The 21,779-nt window shown below is 31.9% G+C and carries 22 protein-coding genes and 1 riboswitch; all 22 genes read left to right on the top strand.

Features of this window, described 5'->3' with window-relative positions:
- The first annotated feature begins 6 nt into the window (after positions 1-6).
- Complete coding sequence (locus LGK95_RS04610; RefSeq protein WP_319001898.1) at positions 7-552, top strand: TM2 domain-containing protein; 546 nt, start codon at positions 7-9, stop codon at positions 550-552.
- A 360-nt stretch (positions 553-912) separates the two neighbouring features.
- Positions 913-2,013, top strand: a complete 1,101-nt coding sequence (locus LGK95_RS04605) for an alanine/ornithine racemase family PLP-dependent enzyme (RefSeq protein ID WP_226122744.1) — start codon at positions 913-915, stop codon at positions 2,011-2,013.
- 92 nt (positions 2,014-2,105) lie between these two features.
- Positions 2,106-2,198, top strand: a riboswitch (NiCo riboswitch).
- 111 nt (positions 2,199-2,309) lie between these two features.
- Positions 2,310-4,871: a cation-translocating P-type ATPase gene (locus LGK95_RS04600; protein WP_226122743.1), complete on the top strand. Its 2,562-nt coding sequence runs from the start codon at positions 2,310-2,312 to the stop codon at positions 4,869-4,871.
- A 117-nt stretch (positions 4,872-4,988) separates the two neighbouring features.
- Entirely contained in the window at positions 4,989-5,399 is a 411-nt protein-coding gene (locus LGK95_RS04595; RefSeq protein WP_226122742.1) for a hypothetical protein, read from the top strand.
- A 51-nt stretch (positions 5,400-5,450) separates the two neighbouring features.
- On the top strand, positions 5,451-6,614 hold the full coding sequence (locus tag LGK95_RS04590; protein WP_226122741.1) for an AI-2E family transporter: 1,164 nt from the start codon (positions 5,451-5,453) through the stop codon (positions 6,612-6,614).
- A 176-nt stretch (positions 6,615-6,790) separates the two neighbouring features.
- A complete protein-coding gene (locus LGK95_RS04585; RefSeq protein ID WP_226122740.1) occupies positions 6,791-7,885 on the top strand; it encodes an NADH:flavin oxidoreductase in 1,095 nt (364 codons plus the stop codon).
- A gap of 70 nt (positions 7,886-7,955) precedes the next feature.
- On the top strand, positions 7,956-8,276 hold the full coding sequence (locus LGK95_RS04580) for an ArsR/SmtB family transcription factor (protein WP_226122739.1): 321 nt from the start codon (positions 7,956-7,958) through the stop codon (positions 8,274-8,276).
- Between the two features lie 171 nt (positions 8,277-8,447).
- Positions 8,448-9,200 carry an NYN domain-containing protein gene (locus LGK95_RS04575; RefSeq protein WP_226122737.1) on the top strand — a complete coding sequence of 251 codons (753 nt, stop codon included), beginning with the start codon at positions 8,448-8,450 and terminating at the stop codon, positions 9,198-9,200.
- A 449-nt stretch (positions 9,201-9,649) separates the two neighbouring features.
- Entirely contained in the window at positions 9,650-10,534 is an 885-nt protein-coding gene (locus LGK95_RS04570) for a hydrogenase small subunit (protein WP_226122735.1), read from the top strand.
- 33 nt (positions 10,535-10,567) lie between these two features.
- Positions 10,568-10,693 carry a nickel-dependent hydrogenase large subunit gene (locus LGK95_RS22790; protein ID WP_226122838.1) on the top strand — a complete coding sequence of 42 codons (126 nt, stop codon included), beginning with the start codon at positions 10,568-10,570 and terminating at the stop codon, positions 10,691-10,693.
- Between the two features lie 206 nt (positions 10,694-10,899).
- Entirely contained in the window at positions 10,900-13,197 is a 2,298-nt protein-coding gene (gene hypF, locus LGK95_RS04560; protein WP_226122733.1) for a carbamoyltransferase HypF, read from the top strand.
- 232 nt (positions 13,198-13,429) lie between these two features.
- Positions 13,430-14,326 (top strand): hydrogenase small subunit, encoded by an 897-nt coding sequence (locus tag LGK95_RS04555; protein WP_226122731.1) that lies wholly within the window; start codon positions 13,430-13,432, stop codon positions 14,324-14,326.
- Between the two features lie 504 nt (positions 14,327-14,830).
- On the top strand, positions 14,831-15,715 hold the full coding sequence (locus tag LGK95_RS04550; RefSeq protein ID WP_226122728.1) for a hydrogenase small subunit: 885 nt from the start codon (positions 14,831-14,833) through the stop codon (positions 15,713-15,715).
- Between the two features lie 43 nt (positions 15,716-15,758).
- Positions 15,759-17,171 carry a nickel-dependent hydrogenase large subunit gene (locus tag LGK95_RS04545; RefSeq protein ID WP_226122725.1) on the top strand — a complete coding sequence of 471 codons (1,413 nt, stop codon included), beginning with the start codon at positions 15,759-15,761 and terminating at the stop codon, positions 17,169-17,171.
- Complete coding sequence (locus tag LGK95_RS04540) at positions 17,168-17,632, top strand: HyaD/HybD family hydrogenase maturation endopeptidase (protein ID WP_226122723.1); 465 nt, start codon at positions 17,168-17,170, stop codon at positions 17,630-17,632. The genes LGK95_RS04545 and LGK95_RS04540 overlap by 4 nt, the downstream gene beginning before the upstream one ends.
- Before the next feature lie 9 nt (positions 17,633-17,641).
- The gene (gene hypA, locus LGK95_RS04535; protein WP_226122721.1) at positions 17,642-17,983 is read left to right on the top strand and encodes a hydrogenase maturation nickel metallochaperone HypA; all 342 of its coding nucleotides are present in this window, start codon (positions 17,642-17,644) and stop codon (positions 17,981-17,983) included.
- Positions 17,984-17,986: 3 nt separating this feature from the next.
- A complete protein-coding gene (gene hypB / locus LGK95_RS04530; protein ID WP_226122719.1) occupies positions 17,987-18,655 on the top strand; it encodes a hydrogenase nickel incorporation protein HypB in 669 nt (222 codons plus the stop codon).
- A gap of 16 nt (positions 18,656-18,671) precedes the next feature.
- Positions 18,672-18,911 (top strand): twin-arginine translocase TatA/TatE family subunit, encoded by a 240-nt coding sequence (gene tatA / locus LGK95_RS04525; protein ID WP_226122718.1) that lies wholly within the window; start codon positions 18,672-18,674, stop codon positions 18,909-18,911.
- Positions 18,912-18,941: 30 nt separating this feature from the next.
- On the top strand, positions 18,942-19,688 hold the full coding sequence (gene tatC, locus LGK95_RS04520) for a twin-arginine translocase subunit TatC (RefSeq protein ID WP_226122716.1): 747 nt from the start codon (positions 18,942-18,944) through the stop codon (positions 19,686-19,688).
- Positions 19,689-19,717: 29 nt separating this feature from the next.
- Positions 19,718-20,488 (top strand): twin-arginine translocase subunit TatC, encoded by a 771-nt coding sequence (gene tatC, locus LGK95_RS04515; protein ID WP_226122715.1) that lies wholly within the window; start codon positions 19,718-19,720, stop codon positions 20,486-20,488.
- Positions 20,442-20,666: a HypC/HybG/HupF family hydrogenase formation chaperone gene (locus tag LGK95_RS04510; protein ID WP_226122711.1), complete on the top strand. Its 225-nt coding sequence runs from the start codon at positions 20,442-20,444 to the stop codon at positions 20,664-20,666. Before tatC (LGK95_RS04515) ends, LGK95_RS04510 begins: the two co-directional genes overlap by 47 nt.
- Positions 20,653-21,744 carry a hydrogenase formation protein HypD gene (hypD, locus tag LGK95_RS04505; protein ID WP_226122710.1) on the top strand — a complete coding sequence of 364 codons (1,092 nt, stop codon included), beginning with the start codon at positions 20,653-20,655 and terminating at the stop codon, positions 21,742-21,744. Before LGK95_RS04510 ends, hypD begins: the two co-directional genes overlap by 14 nt.
- Positions 21,745-21,779: the final 35 nt, after the last annotated feature.

Here is a 21,779-nt window from a genome sequence, read left to right as displayed (position 1 = left end):
CCAAATATGATGTTTATAAGCAGAGGAATACCATATTTAGTACAAGCGGTAAATACTTATACAGAAAATGCCTATATGGAAAATATACATATGAAATTATATTATCGAAAAATTAAAAAGAGAAGTGATAGTAATTTTAATAAATCTTTTGAAGGAGCGATTTTAATGTGTGAAAAGAAATGTTCATCATGTGGAGCGACAATTGATTTAAATTCAACTGAGTGTAAATACTGTGGGGAATCAATAATTGTAGAAGTACAATACCATCCACAACAGGCACAAAAATACCAGGCGCCACTATACCAACAATCTAGAATTTATACTCCATCTAGCATTCATGATATAAGCAAAAGTAAAACTACAGCTGGAATACTTGCTATTATATTTGGAGGTCTTGGTGTACACAAATTTTATCTTGGAAAGATTAAAACAGGAATTTTCTATTTGATTTTTTGTTGGACTTATATACCAGAAGTGATTGGTATAATTGAAGGAATAACATATTTAACATCAAGTGATGAAAATTTTTATGACAAGTACGTTAATAAGTAATTAGTAATTATCTATAATTAAAAAAATGTTAATAATAGATAACTTATCTCTAGAAATCTAATCTTTTTATCAAATTAAGAATTCGAAAATACAGTTGAGGTGATGTAAATTACTTTGACTTTTTTATTGTTGTTTTGTTAAATAAGATTAACAATAATACAGTTTAATCATATAGTAATATTAAAATATATAAAACAGTATTTATACAATGGTAGAGTTTGAAATCATAATAAGTTTATTTAAAATAATCTTATTATGAGGTATACTATTGTAAGTTAATTAGTGAGAGAACAGAAGATAACACAAGGAAGAATTGTAAAATATATTTTAAATATAAAATTATTTTAAGGGAGAATTGGTATGAAACAAGAGATAAATATTAAATATCCAATGCTTGAGATAAACTTAAGAAAAGTACATGAAAATGTAAAAACCATGGTAGATTTATGTAGCTCTCAAGGAATAAGCGTTGCTGGAGTAGTTAAAGGCTTTAATGCAATACCAGAAGTTGCAGAACAGTTTGAACATGCAGGGTGCACATATATAGCAAGTTCTAGACTAGATCAAATAATAAAACTAAAAAATTATGGGTTAGAGAAACCCTTTATGATGACTAGAATCCCAATGTTTAGTGAAATAAAAGAGTTAGTAAAGTTCGCGTCAGTTAGTCTTAATTCTGAACTAGAAACACTGAATATGATAGATAAAGAATGTGAACTGCAAGGCAAAAAGCATAGGGTAATTCTAATGTTTGATCTTGGAGATTTAAGAGAAGGCGTTTTTGATAAGGATGAATTTGTTAATCTAGCAGAATACGTAGAAAATCACCTTGAAAATGTTGAGCTATTTGGAGTAGGAACAAATTTAGGATGTTATGGAGCAATAATGCCTACAGAAGAGAATTTGGGAAGGTTATGTACCATCGCTGAAATAATAGAAGGTAAAATAAATAGAAGATTAGAAATGATTTCAGGAGGTGCTACAAGTTCATTACCCTTAATAATAGATGGGAAAATGCCTAATAGAGTAAATAACTTAAGGTTAGGTGAAGGAATACTTTTATCAATAGATCTGGAAAAATTTTGGGGATATGATATGAAATATATGCATAAGGATACGTTTGTTCTAAAAGCTCAGGTTGTGGAAATAAAAAATAAACCTACATATCCTGTAGGAAATATATTTATTGATGCATTTGGTACAAAACCAACCTATGAGGATAATGGAATAAGAAAAAGGGCATTACTGGCAGTAGGAAAACAAGATTTTGGTTTACACGATAAGCTAATTCCACAAAAACAAGGAGTCGAAATTGTAGGCAGTAGTTCTGATCATCTAATTGTGGATATTGAAGATTGTAATGTTGAAACTAAATTAGGTGACATACTGAATTTTTCAATGTACTATCCAGCAATGATGTATTTAAGCGGAAATGAAAGCATACCTAAAAAATTCGTATAAGTAATATTCAAGTAAATAAAAGAATGTAATATTGACATATAAAAGGTTATATGTTAAATTTAAAAAGATCTCTTTGCACTGCATACAAATCTACAGTACAAACTGAGCAGGCGATGAACTCTAAAAAAGTTCGTGGGGCTGGGCCTAAATGGCAACAGGATGAATTATACACCTGTGGGACAGTTTAATTGTTCTACGGGTTTTTTTATACCCATTTCTAGGACATATCTGAAGATTGCAATGCCATAGAGTTATTCTAATCATGCTTACACAAGCAAAATAGGAGGTAACTATTTATGACTAAGCAACAAATCAAAGAACTTCAAGGACTTACTACTTTAGAAACAAAGAAGCTTCAAGAAAGATTTGGAAAGAATGAACTTGTGGTTAAAAAAAAGGAAAGCTTTTTACACAAAATTCTGAAAGTCATTAGCGAGCCAATGTTTTTACTCTTAATCATTGCAGCTGTGATCTATTTTATTTTAGGGCAACCTAAAGATGGAGCTATCATGCTTATTTTCGTTGTTGGAATTATTAGCATTGAGGTAATTCAAGAATGGAAAACTGACAAAACTTTAAATGCATTAAAAGATTTATCAGCTCCACATGTTACAGTATTACGAGACGGAATTGAAAAGGAAATTAATAGTTCTGATTTAGTACCCGGAGACATAATGTATATCGCTGAAGGTGTTAAAGTACCTGCCGATGGTATAGTATTAAAAGCAAGCACTCTTTGTATTGATGAATCATCTCTTACGGGAGAGGCTGAGGGTGTATGGAAAATTACTACGCAGGAACGGAATAAAAATAGTGCTGATTATTGGCGTAGAGATTATTGCTATACAGGAACTCTTGTAACTCAAGGTACGGGTACTATTTTAGTAGACAAAATAGGAGCAATAACTGAATATGGTAAAATAGGAGAAAATATTGCATCTGCTCCTGATAATCCAACTCCACTTGAAAAACAAACTGGTAAGCTAGTAAAGTTATGTGCAGGAATTGCGGCGGTTTTATTTATATTTGTTGGAGTTATCACATACTATAATATACCAGATCACTCATTTGGAGCTAGAGTTATAGAAAGTATTTTATCAGGAGTAACACTTGCTATGGCAATGATACCAGAAGAATTTCCAGTTATTCTAACCGTATTTTTGTCGATGGGCGCTTGGAGACTTGCTAAGAAAAAGTCTCTTGTTAGAAAATTACCATCAGTTGAAACTTTAGGTGCCGTTTCTGTTCTATGTGTTGACAAAACAGGTACAATAACAATGAACAAAATGACAGTTTCAAACACTTGGAACTTAACAGGTGACGCAAAAGAATTAACTAAGTTAATGGGCATGGGTTGTAAATCAGATGCCTATGACCCAATGGAAAAGGCAATGATATCTTATTGCGAAAAGCGAGGAATCACAAGGGACGTTTTATTTGGAGGAGAACTAATTAAAGAATATGCGTTCACTGATGAAGCGAAAATGATGGGTCACGTTTGGAAAAATCGTGATGATATCGTAGTAGCAGCTAAAGGATCACCTGAGCAAATTTTAACAATATGTGATTTAACAGATGCTGATAGGTCTATAGCTGAAGCTAAAATAATGGAAATGTCGAGGAAAGGGCTTCGAGTTATTGCTGTAGGGCAAATGATAGTTAATAGTGAAACTGATGTCCCTGCTAGCCTTATGGAATGTAGTCTACAACTTTTAGGAATGGTTGGGCTTGTTGATCCTCCAAGGGAATCAGTTAAGCAAGATATAGAAACTTGCACTAAAGCTGGTGTTCGCGTTGTTATGATAACGGGAGACAATGGAATAACTGCTAGTTCCATCGCAAAACAAATTAATATGCCAAATAGCGACAAGATTATTACAGGTGATGAGCTTAGTAAAATGAGTGATGAAGAGCTTTGCGAAAGGGTTAAAGATGTTAGTGTTTTCTCTAGAGTTATACCTGAGCATAAAATGAGAATTGTTAAGGCCTTTAAGAAAAATGGTGAGATAGTAGCAATGACCGGTGATGGTGTTAATGATGCCCCTGCTCTTAAATATGCAGATATTGGTATCGCTATGGGGAAACGTGGTTCAGAAGTTTCAAGAGAAGCGGCTGATATAATATTACTTGACGATAATTTTTCTACTATTGTTGACACTATAAAAGATGGAAGAAGAATTTATGATAATATTAGAAAAGCGGTTGGATATGTATTTACTATTCATATTCCTATTGCATTTGCAGCATTATTTGCTCCACTGCTCGGAATAAATCCAGCAAGTCTTTTATTGCTACCGATACACGTTGTTCTACTTGAACTTGTAATTGACCCGACATGTTCTATTGTATTAGAACGTCAACCATCAGAAAAGGATATTATGGAAAGATCACCACGCAATCCATTAGAAAAACTGCTAACATCAAAAATTCTTTTCAAAAGTGTTATGCAAGGTCTTGTAATATTTGGAGCATCCTTCGGGACGTATTTTGCATTTCTAAATAAGTATCCGGATAATGCACCAATAGCAAGGGCAATGGGACTTACTATTATATTGTTAGCTAATGTGTTATTGGTTCAAGTTAATAGCTCGAACTCTGAGTTTGCAATTAAATCGTTTATTAAGCTTAAACACGATAAAGTAATGTGGGGGGGGAGCTTAGGAACAATATTAGGATTACTAGTAATTCTATATACACCTATGTGTAGCTTCTTGAAACTCGCACCATTATCTTTAGGTCAGGGTTTGCTTGCAGTTTCAATAGCGGTAGTATCTGTTATATGGTATGAGCTTATAAAGGTAGTGAAATATATCAGAAAAAGTAAATCTCATGACTCAAAGAGTACTTTGCAAAATTAGAAATAATTATATAGATGGAAATAGTATAATAAATTATACTATTTCCAAATAAAAGTGTTTAATTTATTAATAAAAAAGACGAAATATTAAAGAGGTTAAGAAGGGGGAAATTATATTATGCAAACAAGAGAGATATTTGGTTTTTTAGGGTCAATAGCAGTTATTTGTTTTGGTATAGCAATTGCAAATTATTTTGTAAAATATATTCATAAAAAATATATTACTAAATTAGGGAAAGATAAAAAGGAAATAGTTGTGTTGTATAGAAAAATTATGAAGATAATTATTAAAAATCATAAACTAGCGGGGACCATAGCTATTTTTGCTGTACTGGCTCACTTTTCCATCGCGTTTTCTATAAGCCGCATTAGTATAACTGGTTTAATTGCGGCATTATTTATGCTTACTATATTCTTTTTAGGCGTTTATGGAGCTTTTATAAATAAAAGTCATAAGGGTATGTGGCTTAAAGTACACAGAGGTATGGCATTTGCATTGTTAGTAGCTATAGTGATTCACCTTATATAAATAAATATAAAATATTATTTTGAGAAATTAATTACTAAGGAGGATGTAAGGTTGAGAAATAAATTAGATAGAATATATCTTAAGTATGTACTATATATTGTCCTGGCAGCGACTTTGATCTTTATAAGCTACAATGTAGTCTTTAATTTTAATGGTTTGTTTAGTAATATAGTTGTTATATTGAAATCTTCAATTTCAATAATTATGCCACTTATTATTGGTTGTATAATTGCTTATTTATTATATCCGTTATCAAAGTTAATAGATTGTTTTCTTACTAAGAGTTTAAAACTAAAATTTAAGACTCATTTGATTAGCATTGTACTAACATATTTAGTAGTAATCTTATTATTTATCGTACTTATTTATAGTATCTATGCAATGATTGGCGGACAAATTAGTAGTAATGAAACTTTATCAGTTATGTTTGCAACTATTAGTGATTATATAAAACGATATAATGAGTTTTTTGATTTTATCAACAAAAAGATTACTGAAAGTGGTTTATCTATTGATATAAAGGGATATTTATCGCAAGCTATAAAGGGTGTTTATTCATATTTATCGGTTTCGATAAATGGTATTATTAGCCTATTTGCAGGTATAGGCAATATCATTATAAATAGTTTTATTGGATTGTTTATTTCATTTTATTTGTTAAAGGACTATGAGTTCTTTAAAAAACTATATTTAAATTCAGTAAGCCTTATAATGAAGGAAAGTAAATTTAGGGGTCTCAATAAAACTTTATTTGAAATTAATAATATTATGTCTAGTTTCATAAGAGGACAACTACTTGATGGCTTAATAGTTGGATTAATTAGTAGTATTGGGTTGTCAATCCTAGGACTTGATTTTGCATTCCTTATAGGCTTAACGGCAGGAATTGCGAATATTATACCTTATGTTGGTCCACTAATTGGTTGTATTCCAGCCATTATTATTGGTCTTCTAAGTCCTAATCCTATTATGGCTCTGTGGGCAGTACTTCTACTACTTGCTGTTCAGCAACTTGATAGTGCAGTTATATCACCCAAGATTGTAGGGGACAGTATGGGACTTCATCCGATTTTTGTAATTATGGCAATAACTATAGGTGGTTCAATAGCGGGTATACTTGGAATGCTTTTATCTGTACCTATTGCAGGCATAATAAAACTTTTCTTAATGAAGAGTATAACAAAACGTCAGGAAGAAGGACGTAGTGAAGTTTAAACATAAATATTGCTAAGCATCTGTTAATTCAGGTGCTTTTTTAGATTCTCATTTACTTGACAAATAAATGAAAACCGTTTATTATATACATGATTATGAATATAACTAAGTGTGTATATAATCGAATGTGTATATGTTCTACACATTAATATAAAAAAGAACAGAGGAGAGATAAAATGAAAGATTTATTTGAAAAAACAAAAATTAAGAATTTAGAGGTTAAAAATAGATTTATTAGAGCAGCAACTTGGGATGAGATGGCAGAAGATAATGGTCATATAAATGAGGGAGTTATGGAGAGATATGAAAATATTGCAAAAGGAGGAGTAGGATTAATACTAACAGGGTATGCATTTATATCAAAGGGTGAGCAACCTAATCCTAGGATGTTTGGAATTTATGATGATTCTTTTATTGAAGAATATAAAATATTAGTAGATAAGGTTCACAAACATGAAAGTAAGATTGCAATGCAGATTGTCTATGGCGGATCCCAAAGTGATCATCCAGGCGCTAGTGGAATGAATATTTATGGACCGTCAGCTGTAAAAAACATAGTAACTGGAATTACACCGAAGGAAGCTACTAAAGAAGATATAAAAGCAATAGTTAAAAAATTTGGAGATGCAGCTTTAAGAGTGAAAAAAGCAGGATTTGATGCTGTAGAAATTCATGCAGCTCATGGTTATTTATTAAGTCAATTTTTAACACCTTATTATAATACAAGACGTGATGAATATGGTGGAGATATTCATAATCGTGCAAGAATAATTTACGAAGTAATAAAAGAAATAAGAAAAAGAGTAGGTGATAATTATCCAATTATGATAAAAATCAATTTTGATGACCTTATGGAGAAAAATCCAGGACTTACTAAAGAAGAATCTATAGAAGTTTTTAAGGAAATGGACAAATTAGGAATAGATATGATTGAACCTAGTGCAGCCAATCTTTCTTCAGGAGAGGGGCAAACTGCATCTATAAAAGGAGTTAATACAATAGAAAAACAATCATATTTTAGAGCTTCTGCAATGAATATTGCTCGCCAGGTAAAGGCAAAGGTAATTCTAGTTGGAGGAAATAAAAATATCAACTTAATGGATGAAATATTGAACACTACAGATATTGAATATTTTTCACTCTCTAGGACAATACTTTGTGAAGCGGATTTAATTAATAAATGGGTAGATAACAAAGATTACAAACCAAAATGTATTTCTTGTAATAAATGCTGGGACGTCGTACCAAATTCTTGTATTTTCAATAGATAAGGGGAGTATATAAAGACGCAAAATATATATTTTTATATTATATATATTGTTTTAGGGGGTGCTCAAATTTATGATATTAGATATTATGAAATGTTTATATGATAAGACTAGATTAAGAATATTAAGTATTCTTTATTATAAGAATGAACCAATGTGTGTGGGTTCAGTAGAATCATCATTACAATTATCACAACCAAACGCCTCAAGGCATTTAAAAAGACTTTTAAATGATGGGGTTGTAATTGTGTCTAAAAAAACACAATTTGTTTATTATGAGCTGAATCCACAAATTTTAAAGGAATATTACTTTTTAAAATGCCTTCTTAAAAAGAATATTGAGGAAATGGAAGAGTGCAAAGAAGACATAAAAAGATTAGAAAAAGTTAAATGAAGTTTGAGTAGAAATCACAAATACTAGGGTATTATTACTACAGGATAGATTTTTAGATAAAGAAGGAATATTTGTTAATTAGTAGAATGATATACTGTAGTAATTATTTTTAAATAATAACTTACTACTTGATAAAAAATAATTAAATAAAAAAAGTGTGAAGGAGAAAAAATGGAAAACGATAAAAAAATTGCAGTTTTAATTGATGCTGACAATGTATCTGATAAGTATATAAAATATATAATTGATGAAATATCAAATCATGGAACACCTACTTATAAAAGAATTTACGGCGATTGGACAAAACCTCAATTAGCTTCATGGAAGAATGTATTGCTTAATTATTCTATTAGTCCAATACAACAATATAGTTATACCACAGGTAAAAACTCAACGGACGCGGCACTTATAATAGATGCAATGGATATACTCTATTCAAACAATGTTGATGGATTTTGCATTGTGTCCAGTGATAGTGATTTTACTAAACTAGCAGCACGACTACGGGAAGCTGGTATGTACGTTATTGGCATGGGCGAGAAGAAAACGCCTACACCTTTTATAGCAGCTTGTGAAAAGTTTAAATATCTCGAAGTATTAGCTTCGATGTCGCCAAAGAATACTGAGATCAGTAGTACTAAAGGTGCACAAGCCCAAGATGAGCACAAAAGTGGTATGATAAGTTCTGACAAATTAGTAGAAGCTATTAAAACCATTATAACTGAGATTTCAGATGAGGATGGTTGGGCATTTTTAGGAGAATTAGGTAGCACTCTAAATAAGAGATATCCAGATTTTGATACTAGAAATTATGGCTATACAAAACTTACACCTTTCGTAGCGTCGCTTAATCAATTTGAGATTAGATCAACCAAAACTAGAAATCCAAGTATAACTCTTAAATATATTAGAAATAAAGAATAAATATGTCTTACAACCATTGATGACCAAATAATAAAGTACTTGTAGCATTAACAAAGAATATTTCACAAGATGTAGGAACGACTAACCAAAAATCCACAGATACAAATGCAAAATAATCAAACTAAATATAAATTAATTTACAATTTTCTAAACCATAATAGAATATTAATTCAAGGCATCCTAATGGGTGTCTTTTTTATTTGTCCCAATTGTTTAATAGGGATATGTAATGAGGAAGAAAACGGAAGGTTAAATAAACTGCTGTCGTTTTATTTATATGGAAAAAACATTTTAAAAATTCCATTATAATCATTTAATTGAAAGTTAAATTATATTTAACATAACTTAACAAAAATTAACAAGGTAACAATCCATACGACATATTTTTCATGTATATTGATGTTAAGGAAAACCGTAAATAGTTTTCTAAAATTTAAGGAGGGATATTTATGAAAATAAGTAGAAGAGATTTTTTAAAGTGGTCTGTTGCGGCAGCAGTTGCTTTAAATGTAGATTTTGATCTTGAAAATGTAAACACTGTTCTTGCTGCAGAAACAGATCCGCCAATAATTTGGCTTCAAGGTGCAGGCTGCTCAGGATGTACAATCTCCACTTTAAATGTAACTACTCCAACAACTATTGATGATGTGCTCTTAAATAAAATAAGTATGAAATATAACAGTACAATTATGACTGCTTCAGGTGATCTTGCAATGCAAACCCTTGACCAAAGTGCCACTCAGTATAAGGATCAATTTATACTTGTTATAGAGGGGGCAGTACCTACTGGTGCAAGCGGGAATTATTGTATAATTGGAGAGGTTAATGGAGTTCCATTAACAATGCAACAAGCTGTTTTAAAATATGGGCCAATGGCAAAATATGTAGTAGCTGCAGGAACTTGTGCTTCATTTGGTGGAGTTCCGGCTTCAAGTCCAAACAGTACAGCATGCCAAAGTGTTAAAACTATATTAACTGGGAAAACAACTAACCCTATAGTAAATTTACCAAGTTGTCCTGTTCATCCTACTGTTTTGGTTCAATCTCTTTTGGATCTAATTTTAATTGGTAATCCAGCTTTAGATTCAAATAACAGACCTACTAAATATTATGGGGCAACTGTACATAATACGTGTCCACGAAAAGGAACTGGGAATGCAAGCCAAATAGGATCAGCAACTGGATGCTTCCTATCATTGGGATGTAATGGAACAACCACTGATAATGTTTGCACATCATTGAAATGGAATAATGGACAATCATGGTGTATGAATGTTAATTATCCTTGCATAGGATGCTCAAATCCTACCTTCCCAACCAATCCATTATTATAAGCCTATCCCAACATTAATTTATTCATGTTGTAGATACTACGCAACCGTGAACTTTTAAGAATAGTACACTCATTTGACCCATGTACAGGATGTTCAGTACATGTAATGTCTCCAGAAGGAATTGAAATGTCAAACTTCGTAGTAAAACTTCTTGTATAAAATGAATGGTGTCTACATCCACTTTTAATATTTTTATGGTATTTATTGGTATATAAAATAATACTTAAATGTTTAATAATATAATGGGAATTAAGATAAAATATACATCTTAGTTCCTTAATTTTTTGGTTGCATATCTTGTTATTTTATGTTAGATTGTCGAATAAGAGTAGGTTTTAAAAGTTAATATAAGAAGGATGTGCATTGTGGATAAAAAGAGAAGTTTTATTGTGGTTGAAGGAATAGTTCAAGGTGTTGGCTTCCGTCCATTTGTATATAATCTAGCAAATAAGTTAGATTTAAAAGGCTGGGTGAATAATAACTCTGAAGGAGTTTATATAGATATTGAGGGATTTGAGGAAGATATAGATAAATTTTTGCACTGTCTTAAAAATGATCCTCCACCTCTAGCTAGAATAGAAAAGATATCTGTAAAAAATGATAAGATATTAAATTATTGTGACTTTGAGATTAGAGAAAGTCAACAGAGGTTAGATAAAATAACTTTTATATCGCCAGACGTAGCTACTTGTAGTGAATGCTCAGAAGATATACTGAATTTTAACAATAGAAGAAAAGGATATGCTTTTACTAATTGTACAAATTGTGGCCCTAGATTTTCTATAATTAAAGAATTACCTTACGATAGAGAAAAAACTACAATGAGTGGATTTAAAATGTGCAAGGAATGTAATAGTGAATATTTAGATCCTACAAATAGAAGATTTCATGCACAACCAAACGCTTGTGCGAAGTGTGGACCGGAGCTTTGGATAGAGGATTTTAAAGGTAACAAATTAGATATAGAGAATCCTATAAGTTTTGCTCAAAATATGCTTATTGAAGGAAAAATATTAGCTATAAAAGGGTTGGGAGGTTTTCACTTAGCATGCGATGGATTAAATGAAACAGCAGTTAACAATCTAAGGGAGAGGAAGAAAAGGCCTTTTAAACCTCTTGCGGTTATGATGAAGGATATAGAAACAGTAAAGAAGTATTGCAGTGTAAACCAGTTAGAAGAAAAAATACTAACTGGAATAAAAAAGCCAATTGTAATTTTGGGTCAAAATGAAAGTTATAATTTATCGCAAAATATTGCTCCTAACCAAAGAACAATTGGAGTAATGCTACCATACACACCAATACATATTTTATTGTTTTCTGAAAAACTTAAAGTACTTGTTATGACAAGTGCAAATACTAACGGTTTACCTATAGAGTATAAAGCTGATTCTGCAAGAGACGGTCTATCAGGTATTGTGGATTATTTTCTTCAACATAACCGTGAAATACATGTCCCAGTTGATGATTCTGTATTAAAGGTAGTAGATGAAAAGCAAACAATAATAAGGAGAGCTAGAGGTTATGTACCTGAACCTTTTAAAGCAAATAACATTAAAAATATTTTAGCTTGTGGTTCCAATATGAAAAACACCTTTTGTATAGGCAAAGAGGATTTCTTGTTTTTAAGCCAATTTAATGGTAACCTGGAAAATTTAGAAACTTTTGATCACTATAAAAATAATGTTGAACATTTTAAAAACATATTTTCTTTTTCTCCGGAATTTATAGCACATGATATGCATCCAGACTATATGTCAACTAAGTATGCGCTGAAATATAATTTGCCTAAAATTGCGGTGCAGCATCACCATGCTCACATAGTTAGTAACATGTTTGAAAATAATTTAAAGCAGAAAGTTATTGGAGTTTGCTTTGATGGAACTGGTTATGGAAGCGACGGGAAAATATGGGGTGGAGAATTTCTAATTTGTAATCACCTTGAATTCGCACGAGTTGCTCATCTTGATTATATAAAAATGTCTGGAGGAGAAAAAGCTATTAAAGAACCATGGAGAATGGCAGTTTCTTATATTTATAAGGCTTTAAGTAAACAAAAAAGCAAAAAAGAAGTTAATGATATAATTTTTAATATGTATGGCGATAAGGCTATTAAACTGATCAATGTCTTAAACTCAAACATTAATTGCATCGAGACTTCCAGTATGGGGAGACTTTTTGATGCTATTTCAAATATAATTGGAATTACAGATGTAGTCACATATGAAGGGCAGGCTTCAATTGAGCTAGAAGCTATATCAAATATGGATGTAGAGGAATCATATACTTATAAAGTAATAAAGCGAGATATGTATATTATTGAGCCTTATGAAATGATTAATGAGATTATAAGAGATAAAATAGAAGGTAAATCGTCTAAAGGTATTGCTTCAAAGTTTCAAAATACCATAGTTAATTTAACTGTAAGTATATGCATGAGCGTTAGAGAAGACTCGGGTATAAATGAAGTATCGCTTAGCGGAGGAGTTTTTCAAAATTGCTTTTTACTGAAAAAAATAAGCCGAGATCTCAAAGTTAATAACTTTGAAGTCTACACTCATAAAGACTTACCATCTAATGATGGAGGGTTAGCAATTGGGCAGATAATTATAGCTAATGCAATAATTGAAAATGATTTACTTAATGATGAATATACCTTATAAATTTATTACATTAGTTATAAAAAAGACAGCAGTTAAAAAAACTGCTGTCTTTTTTATATGGATAAATATTTTAAAAACTCCGTTTTAATAATTTAATTGATTGTTAAATTAAGATTAACATAACTTAACAAAAATTAACTGCGAATACATTGGGACGACATATTTTGCATGTATATTAGTGTTAAAGGAAAACCGTGGACAGTTTTCCTTTAAAAATTGAAGGAGGATATTTATGAAAATAAGTAGAAGAGATTTTCTAAAGTGGTCTGTTGCAGCAGCAGTTGCTTTAAATGTAGATTTTGACCTTACTAATGTAAATACTGTTCTTGCTGCAGAAACTGATCCCCCAATAATTTGGATTCAAGGTGCAGGCTGCTCTGGATGTACAATCTCCACTTTAAATGTAACTAATCCAGCAACTATCGATGATGTACTTTTAAATAAAATAAGTATGAAATATAACAGTACAATCATGACATCATCAGGTGCTCTTGCAATGCAAACACTTGACGAAAGTGCCACTCAGTATAAAGGTCAATTTATACTTGTTATAGAGGGTGCAATACCAACTGGAGAAAGTGGGAATTATTGCATTGTTGGAGAGGTTAATGGAGTTCCATTAACAATGCAACAAGCTGTTTTAAAATATGGCCCTATGGCAAAATATGTAGTAGCTGCAGGAACTTGTGCTTCTTTTGGAGGAGTTCCGGCGACCGGTGCAAATAGTACAGGATGCCAAAGTGTTAAAACTATTTTAACTGGAAAAACAACTAACCCTGTAGTAAATTTACCAGGTTGTCCTGTTCATCCTACTGTATTGATTCAATCTCTTTTGGATTTAATTTTAGTTGGCACGCTAGCAATAGATACGAACAACAGACCTACTAAATATTATGCTAAATCTGTACATAGTGTGTGCCCAAGAAGAGAAACTGGAGATGCCAGCCAAATAGGAGCAAAAACTGGATGTTTCGAAGAATTTGGATGCATGGGACCAGGTTGCCAAAATATATGTCCATCAATGAAGTGGAATAATGGACAAGCGTGGTGTATAGGCGTTAATTATCCTTGCATAGGATGTTCAAACCCGACATTCCCAACGAATCCATTATTAAGTAATCGTGATTAATTTATAATAGATTGACACAGCGCAACCAGTGACACCATTAAAATAATTTAATTAATTGTTAAATTAAATTTAACATAACTTAACAAAAATTAACGAGGTAACAATCCGTACGACATATTTTTCATGTATATTGATGTTAAGGAAAACTGTAAATAGTTTTCTGAAATTTAAGGAGGGATATTTATGAAAATAAGTAGAAGAGATTTTTTTAAGTGGTCTGTAAGTTGAAATGTCAAACTTTGTTGTACAACCATAATATTTTACTCCATTTAATGTAAATTATGTTATAAAACAATAGTACCATGTATAGAAAAATTTAATAAATAAGGTATATAAGAGAAAAATAAATGTATTTAATTTACAATAATTAGTTTTGTTCATTTTGTAAGTACATATTATGACATAATATGTATAATTAATCTTGATTTATTTTTATAACGTGTGTTACACTAACTTAAATCAAAAAATATAACACGCTAATAAAAAAATTGAGGGAGGATATTTATGAAAATAAGTAGAAGAGATTTTTTGAAATGGTCGGTTGCGGCAGCAGTTGCTTTAAATGTAGATTTTGATCTTGACAATGTAAACACTGTTCTTGCAGCGGAAACAGATCCACCAATAATTTGGATTCAAGGTGCAGGCTGCTCTGGATGTACGATTTCCACTTTAAATGTAACTAATCCAGCCACTATCGATGATGTTCTCTTAAATAAAATAAGTATGAAATATAACAGCACAATTATGACTGCTTCAGGTGAGCTTGCAATGCAAACCCTTGACCAAAGTGCTACTCAGTATAAAGGTCAATTTATACTTGTTATAGAAGGTGCAATACCTACCGGTGCAAGTGGAAATTATTGTATAATTGGAGAGGTTAATGGAGTTCCATTAACAATGCAACAAGCTGTTTTAAAATATGGCCCAATGGCAAAATATGTAGTAGCTGCAGGAACTTGTGCTTCCTTTGGTGGAGTTTCGGCGACCGGTGCAAACAGTACAGCATGCAAAAGTGTTAAAACTATACTAACTGGGAAAACAACTAACCCTATAGTAAATTTACCAAGTTGTCCTGTTCATCCTACTGTTTTGATTCAATCACTTTTGGATTTAATTTTAATTGGTAATCCAGCTTTAGATACAAATAACAGACCTACTAAATATTATGGGACAACTGTACATAATACGTGTCCACGAAAAGGAACTGGAAAAGCAAGCCAAATAGGATCAGCAACTGGATGCTTCCTAGCATATGGATGTAAAGGAACAACCACCGATAATGTTTGCACATCATTGAAATGGAATAATGGACAATCATGGTGTATGAAAGTTAATTATCCTTGTATAGGATGTTCAAATCCTACCTTCCCAACAAGTCCATTATTATAAGCCTATCCCACTATTAATTTATTTAAGAAAGGAATGATAATAGATGAGTACTATAGTATTAGATCCAATAACCAGACTTGAAGGACATTTAAAGGTTTCAGTAACTCTTGACGCGAGCAACATTGTAACAGCTGCGCAGGCTACAGGTAATTTATTTAGAGACTTTGAAAACATGCTTATAGGCAGAGTACCAAAGGATGCAGCATTCTTAACACAAAGAATTTGTGGAATTTGCCCTGTATCCCATGCAATTGCATCTTCAAAGGCCGTTGAAGCTGCTTCAGGGTTTACTCCAAATTTACAAGCTCTTCTTTTAAGAGACCTTATACAAGGAGCTAACTTTATATCTAATCACATATTACATTTCTATCAACTAGCATTAATGGATTACGTTAAGGGGCCACAAATGAATCCATGGACCCCAGGATACAGTCAGGATTTTAAGTTTAATGCTACTGATAGTCAAACCTTAATAAATAATTATGTTACAGCCTTGTCAATTAGGCGAAAAGCACACGAAATGGGAGCAATTTTTGGTGGTAAACTTCCACATGTGGGCAACGTAGTTCCAGGTGGTGTAACTGCTATCCCAACCTCAACAGACATAACAAACTTTAGAAATTATTTAAATACTATAACAACTTTTATTACAAATACATATAAGGCTGATGTTAATCTATTGGCCTCAACATATAGTGATTATTACACTATAGGCAAGGGATACGGTAATTTAATATCCTATGGAGTATTTGATACTAGCACTACTGGAACTAAGTTATTCCCCGCTGGAACAGTAACCGGTGGCATCGTTGGAAGCTTTGCTGCTACCAATGTAAAAGAATACGTAGGACATTCCTGGTATACATCACCATCTGGCGTTAACCCATCAAGTGAAACAACAACTCCAAGCTACGGTAAAACAGGAGCTTATACCTGGCTTAAGGCACCAAGATACAATGGTACCCCTTATGAGGCAGGAAGTATTGCAAGAACTTGGCTTAGTGGAGATTATAAAAATGGAGTTTCTGTAATGGATAGACATATGGCTAGATATACTGAAACAGCTAAGATAGCCGCTAATATGCAGACATGGCTCAATCAAATAGTAGTCGGTGCAAGTGCATTCACAAATCTTGGAGCACCAATTTCAGGAAGTGGAATAGGCTTAACAGAGGCACCAAGAGGAGCCCTTGGACATTGGGTTTCTGTTGCAACTTCAAAAATATCTAAATACCAGATAGTAACCCCAACTTGTTGGAATGCTTCACCAATGGATGATGCAGGAAATGTTGGACCTATTGAAAAAGCTTTAATTGGAACTCATGTTGTAGATACAGCGGAGCCGGTTGAACTTTTAAGAATAGTACACTCATTTGATCCATGTACAGGATGTTCAGTACATGTGATGTCCCCAGAAGGGATTGAAATGTCAAACTTTGTGGTACAACCTATATGAGTTTAATTATTAAGGACACCGTTATTCTTGGTATAGGTAATATTTTACTCCAAGATGATGGTGTGGGAGTACATGTAATAAAACAACTGGAAAATGAAAAACTTCCATCTACTATTGAATTAGTAGATGGAGGTACTTCCACACTTGATACACTTGGTTTATTTCTTGATTATAAAAAAGTTATAGTTGTAGATTGTCTAAGGGCAGGCTTAAAGCCGGGCACAATATACAAAATAAAACCAGAAGATATTAAAAACTATAAAAAAGAAAATCTTTCTATCCATGATGTTCAAATACTGGACGTCGCACGAATGGCAAACATGATGAACAAATACCCTGAAGTGGTTATATTCGGAGTTGAGCCAGAGAAAATAGGCGTAGATTTAGAAATGACACAAACAGTGATTTCTAAGATCCCAGAGATAGTTTCTAATATAAAAAAAGAACTGGGAATTAATTAGGAGATAAGTATGCATGAAGTTTCTATAATTCAAAATGTTATCGAAATAGTAATAGAAAAAGCAATTGAAAACAAATTTACTAAAGTTAATAAAGTATCGTTAAAAATAGGTGAGTTATCTGGCGTTATGAAAGAATCCTTAAACTTTGCATTCAAAAGCTGTACAATGGATACAATGCTTGAAGGCTCAACTTTAGAAATAGAAGGAGTCAAGGCAGTAGCTGAATGCATTGACTGTAAACAAGAATTCCCAATTGATCATTTTAATAAACTTTGTCCATGTTGTAATAAATTCAGTTCTAGTATTATTAGTGGATATGAGCTTTATATAAATACAATAGAAGGAGATTAAAATATGAGCGAAATAAAGGTAGTTAGAAACATACTTCAAACAAATGATGAGATAACTTCTAAAAATAAAAAAATACTTGACGAAAAAGGTATTTATGTAATAAATCTAATGAGTTCACCTGGTTCAGGTAAGACTTCGCTACTTGAGCGAATAATAGCTAAACTTAAAAATGATATAAATATTGCTGTAATTGAAGGAGATATTTATACCACAAAAGATGCGCAGAGGATAGAGGCGCAGGGAGTTCCAGTAATTCAAATTAACACTGGAGGAGCGTGTCACCTTGATGCAGAAATGATTAAAGGTGCATTAAATTCATTAACTCTTGATAATATTGATTTACTAGTAATCGAAAATGTAGGTAATCTAGTATGTCCTGCAGAATTTGAAATTGGTGAAGATATAAAAATTTCTGTTTTGAGTACCACAGAAGGAAATGACAAACCTTTGAAATATCCACTCATGTTTGAAAAAAGTGGTGCAATTATTTTGAACAAACTGGACTTAATAGAATTTACTGATTTTGACAAAAAAGAGTTCTACAAAGATATAAAATCTTTAAATGCTAATGTGGATCTATTTGAAACATCTTGTGTTAAAAATCAGGGTATAGATGAAATATGTTCGTGGTTAATGAGTAAAATAAAAAATAAAAAAATGAAGATTAAATAAGAGGAGGAATTTTATTATGCCAAGAATAGGTTTTCCGGAGCTTGCAATAATATTAGTTATTGCACTTATAATCTTTGGACCAGGAAAGTTACCGTCCCTGGGTAAGTCAGTTGGTGAAACGATAAAAGAATTTAAAAAGGCCTCATCAGAACTAATGAATGATAATAAAAAAGAAGCTAAAGCAGAGGTTAAAGAAGCTGATGTTAAGGCACAAGAAACCAAAGCGGAAGTTAAAGTAGAAGAAACTAAAAAATAAGAAGTAAAATAATCTTTAGGGAGTAAAACTATGATTAAGAGTGAACTAATTGTTCAGGCTGCCCACTGGCTTGAGAGATTTAGAAAAATTATCCTTTGGGTAATTCTAATTATTATTGCAGCAGCCTCTCTTGTATATCTTGAATCAAATTTGTTAATTAATATACTCGCAAAGCCACTGAATGGGATACAATTACATTTTATGACTCCGACTGAAGGATTAATGGCAAAGATACGGGTTTCTTTCTTAGGAGGGCTAATTGTAGCCTCCCCAGTGGTTATTTTTTTAATAATACAAGCAACTGGACCTATAATAACAAAAAAAATCAAGAAACTCTTGATATTTGTCATTTTACCATTGTCTTTTATCCTCTTCGTTTTTGGAATGTATTTTGGATATACACTGGTTCTACCTACTACTATAAAGTTTCTTATGGATACCAGTGATGGTTTTATGAAACCTATACTATCTGCAAATGAATACTTTTCTTTCATAGGATCATTACTTTTTTGTATAGGGGTAATATTTGAACTTCCACTAATATTGATAGCTTTATCAAGAATTGGAATTATAAATTCCAACATGCTTAAAAAGGCAAGGAAGATGACGATTTTACTATCGTTTATAGCTGCAGCCATAATAACTCCATCTTCAGATGCTTTTACTTTAACAATTGTAACGTTGCCAATTTTAGTTCTTTACGAAATAAGTATTTGGTCGATATTCTTACTTGAAAAAAAGGATAAACGACGCAAAAGTAAAGAACTTTCAGAATAAATAAAATACAAATTTTATGAGGTGAAGGTATGGCAGCAAATGAAATGTCTGTAGTAGATCATTTACATGAGTTAAGAAAAAGATTAATAATATGTGTTATAAGTATTTCTTCTGCTGCTTTTTATACTTATGATAAGGTTAATTATTTAATTAATATCCTCATGAAACCTATAGCAAAGTTCAATTTAAGTCTAGTATACGTTAAGTTAACAGAAGGTTTTGTTACAAGACTTGAAGTGTCCCTTATAGTAGCCATAATTATAACTAGCCCTATTACAATATATGAAATATTGGCATTTGTGCGAGTTGGCTTAACGAAAACAGAAAAGAAGTTTTTATATAAGAATGCATTTATTCTTTCTAGTTTGTTTATAATTGGTATAGTTTTTGGATATACAATGATATTGCCACATTCACTTAGTTTTTTAATTTCCTATGGAAACACATACTTAAAACCAGTGCTAAATGGTAGTACCTATTTTAATTTCATAGGAATTTTTTGTCTTTACACAGGTATTATGTTTCTAATACCATACATATTAGTCATATTAGGAAAGCTTTCTATCATAAGTTCTAAGATACTAAGAAAAAAACAAATTCCGATTATATTAGGAGTGATTGTGGTAGAGGGAGTGTTTTTACCATCAGTGGATTTTCTTACATTTGCGGTGGTGGCGGCTCCAGTCTTGTTAATGTATGAAGTAAGTATTTGGATAATATTTTTGAATGAAAGAAGAAAAAGGAGGAGAGAAAATGTGTTTAGCAATTCCAGGAAAGGTTTTAAGTTTAGACGGAAATAAAGGTATTGTAGAGATTGGAAACATGAAGAGAGAAGTATTTATGCAGCTAGTACCAGAAGCAGCTGTTGATGAATATGTACTTGTACACGCAGGGTGTGCAATACAAATGATAGATGAAGAAGAAGCAAAAATAACTATGGATATTTTTAAGGAGCTTATGGAAAATGAAGTTTGTTGATGAATTTAGAAACAATGAATACTCTAAAAAATTAGTTGAAAAGCTAAATAATATTTCTAGTGAAAAGATAAATATTATGGAGGTTTGTGGTACCCATACTATGGCTATATTCAGATATGGTATTAGGGATGTACTTCCCCAAAATATAAATCTGATATCAGGGCCAGGTTGTCCTGTGTGCGTTACACCTCAGAGTTATATAGATTCAGCAATAACACTTTCAGAAAGAAAAGATGTCATTATTGCAACCTTTGGAGATATGATGAGAGTTCCAGGGAAAAAAGGTTCACTAAGCAGTTCAAAGGCAAAAGGTTTTGACGTAAGAATTGTATATTCACCAATGGATTGCCTTGCTATGGCTTCACAGAACCCAACAAAAAAGATAGTATTTTTATCAGTAGGTTTTGAAACTACTGCTCCTATGACCGCAGTTACAGCTATTGAGGCTAGAAAAAATAATTTAATCAATTTATTTTTCTTTACGGCCCATAAAATCGTTCCGCCTGTAATGGAAGCTTTAGTTCAGGATAAAGAATTAAAAATAGACGGCTTTTTATTGCCAGGGCATGTTTGTGCAATTATAGGAACGAGACCCTATGAATTTCTAAGCAAGGATTTTAATATTCCTGGAGTAGTTACAGGGTTTGAGCCTATAGATATACTTCAAGGGTTAAACACATTAGTAAACTTAATAAGTAAAAAGGAATATAGAATCGAAAATGAATATAAAAGAATAGTTAAAACTGAGGGCAACCCCATAGCTTTAGAATATTTAAATAAAACTTTTAATATTGTAGATAGTAGTTGGAGAGGACTTGGCAGAATACCCAAAAGTGGTTTGGAATTCAATAGTGAGTATGAAGATTTTGATGCACTTAAGCATTTTAAAATAGATTATGAAGAATATGATGGAAGTCTTGGTTGTAAATGTGGAGAAATACTTAAGGGGAAAATTAAACCAACAGATTGTCCACTTTTTAAAAAACTCTGTACGCCAGAAAATCCAGTTGGTTCCTGCATGGTTTCATCAGAAGGTACATGCGCTGCATATTATAGATACCACAAAGATACTAAATAACAGGAGGCGTAACAATTGATAATTGTTACGTGCTT

Origin of the sequence: Clostridium algoriphilum (assembly GCF_020443705.1) — a bacterium.
Taxonomy (GTDB): Bacteria; Bacillota; Clostridia; order Clostridiales; family Clostridiaceae; genus Clostridium_AD; species Clostridium_AD algoriphilum.
This window is presented reverse-complemented; position numbering and strand designations above follow the sequence as displayed.

Excerpts from the sequence above, each read along its gene's own strand:
- LGK95_RS04540 (WP_226122723.1), top strand. The coding sequence starts at position 17,168 with ATGAGTTTAATTATTAAGGACACCGTTATTCTTGGTATAGGTAATATT.
- tatC (WP_226122715.1), top strand. The coding sequence starts at position 19,718 with ATGGCAGCAAATGAAATGTCTGTAGTAGATCATTTACATGAGTTAAGA.
- hypB (WP_226122719.1), top strand. The coding sequence starts at position 17,987 with ATGAGCGAAATAAAGGTAGTTAGAAACATACTTCAAACAAATGATGAG.
- LGK95_RS04585 (WP_226122740.1), top strand. The coding sequence starts at position 6,791 with ATGAAAGATTTATTTGAAAAAACAAAAATTAAGAATTTAGAGGTTAAA.
- LGK95_RS04555 (WP_226122731.1), top strand. The coding sequence starts at position 13,430 with ATGAAAATAAGTAGAAGAGATTTTCTAAAGTGGTCTGTTGCAGCAGCA.
- LGK95_RS04545 (WP_226122725.1), top strand. The coding sequence starts at position 15,759 with ATGAGTACTATAGTATTAGATCCAATAACCAGACTTGAAGGACATTTA.
- tatA (WP_226122718.1), top strand. The coding sequence starts at position 18,672 with ATGCCAAGAATAGGTTTTCCGGAGCTTGCAATAATATTAGTTATTGCA.
- hypA (WP_226122721.1), top strand. The coding sequence starts at position 17,642 with ATGCATGAAGTTTCTATAATTCAAAATGTTATCGAAATAGTAATAGAA.
- LGK95_RS04595 (WP_226122742.1), top strand. The coding sequence starts at position 4,989 with ATGCAAACAAGAGAGATATTTGGTTTTTTAGGGTCAATAGCAGTTATT.
- LGK95_RS04605 (WP_226122744.1), top strand. The coding sequence starts at position 913 with ATGAAACAAGAGATAAATATTAAATATCCAATGCTTGAGATAAACTTA.
- LGK95_RS04510 (WP_226122711.1), top strand. The coding sequence starts at position 20,442 with ATGTGTTTAGCAATTCCAGGAAAGGTTTTAAGTTTAGACGGAAATAAA.
- hypD (WP_226122710.1), top strand. The coding sequence starts at position 20,653 with ATGAAGTTTGTTGATGAATTTAGAAACAATGAATACTCTAAAAAATTA.
- LGK95_RS04610 (WP_319001898.1), top strand. The coding sequence starts at position 7 with ATGATGTTTATAAGCAGAGGAATACCATATTTAGTACAAGCGGTAAAT.
- LGK95_RS04575 (WP_226122737.1), top strand. The coding sequence starts at position 8,448 with ATGGAAAACGATAAAAAAATTGCAGTTTTAATTGATGCTGACAATGTA.
- LGK95_RS04570 (WP_226122735.1), top strand. The coding sequence starts at position 9,650 with ATGAAAATAAGTAGAAGAGATTTTTTAAAGTGGTCTGTTGCGGCAGCA.
- tatC (WP_226122716.1), top strand. The coding sequence starts at position 18,942 with ATGATTAAGAGTGAACTAATTGTTCAGGCTGCCCACTGGCTTGAGAGA.
- LGK95_RS04550 (WP_226122728.1), top strand. The coding sequence starts at position 14,831 with ATGAAAATAAGTAGAAGAGATTTTTTGAAATGGTCGGTTGCGGCAGCA.
- LGK95_RS04600 (WP_226122743.1), top strand. The coding sequence starts at position 2,310 with ATGACTAAGCAACAAATCAAAGAACTTCAAGGACTTACTACTTTAGAA.
- LGK95_RS04580 (WP_226122739.1), top strand. The coding sequence starts at position 7,956 with ATGATATTAGATATTATGAAATGTTTATATGATAAGACTAGATTAAGA.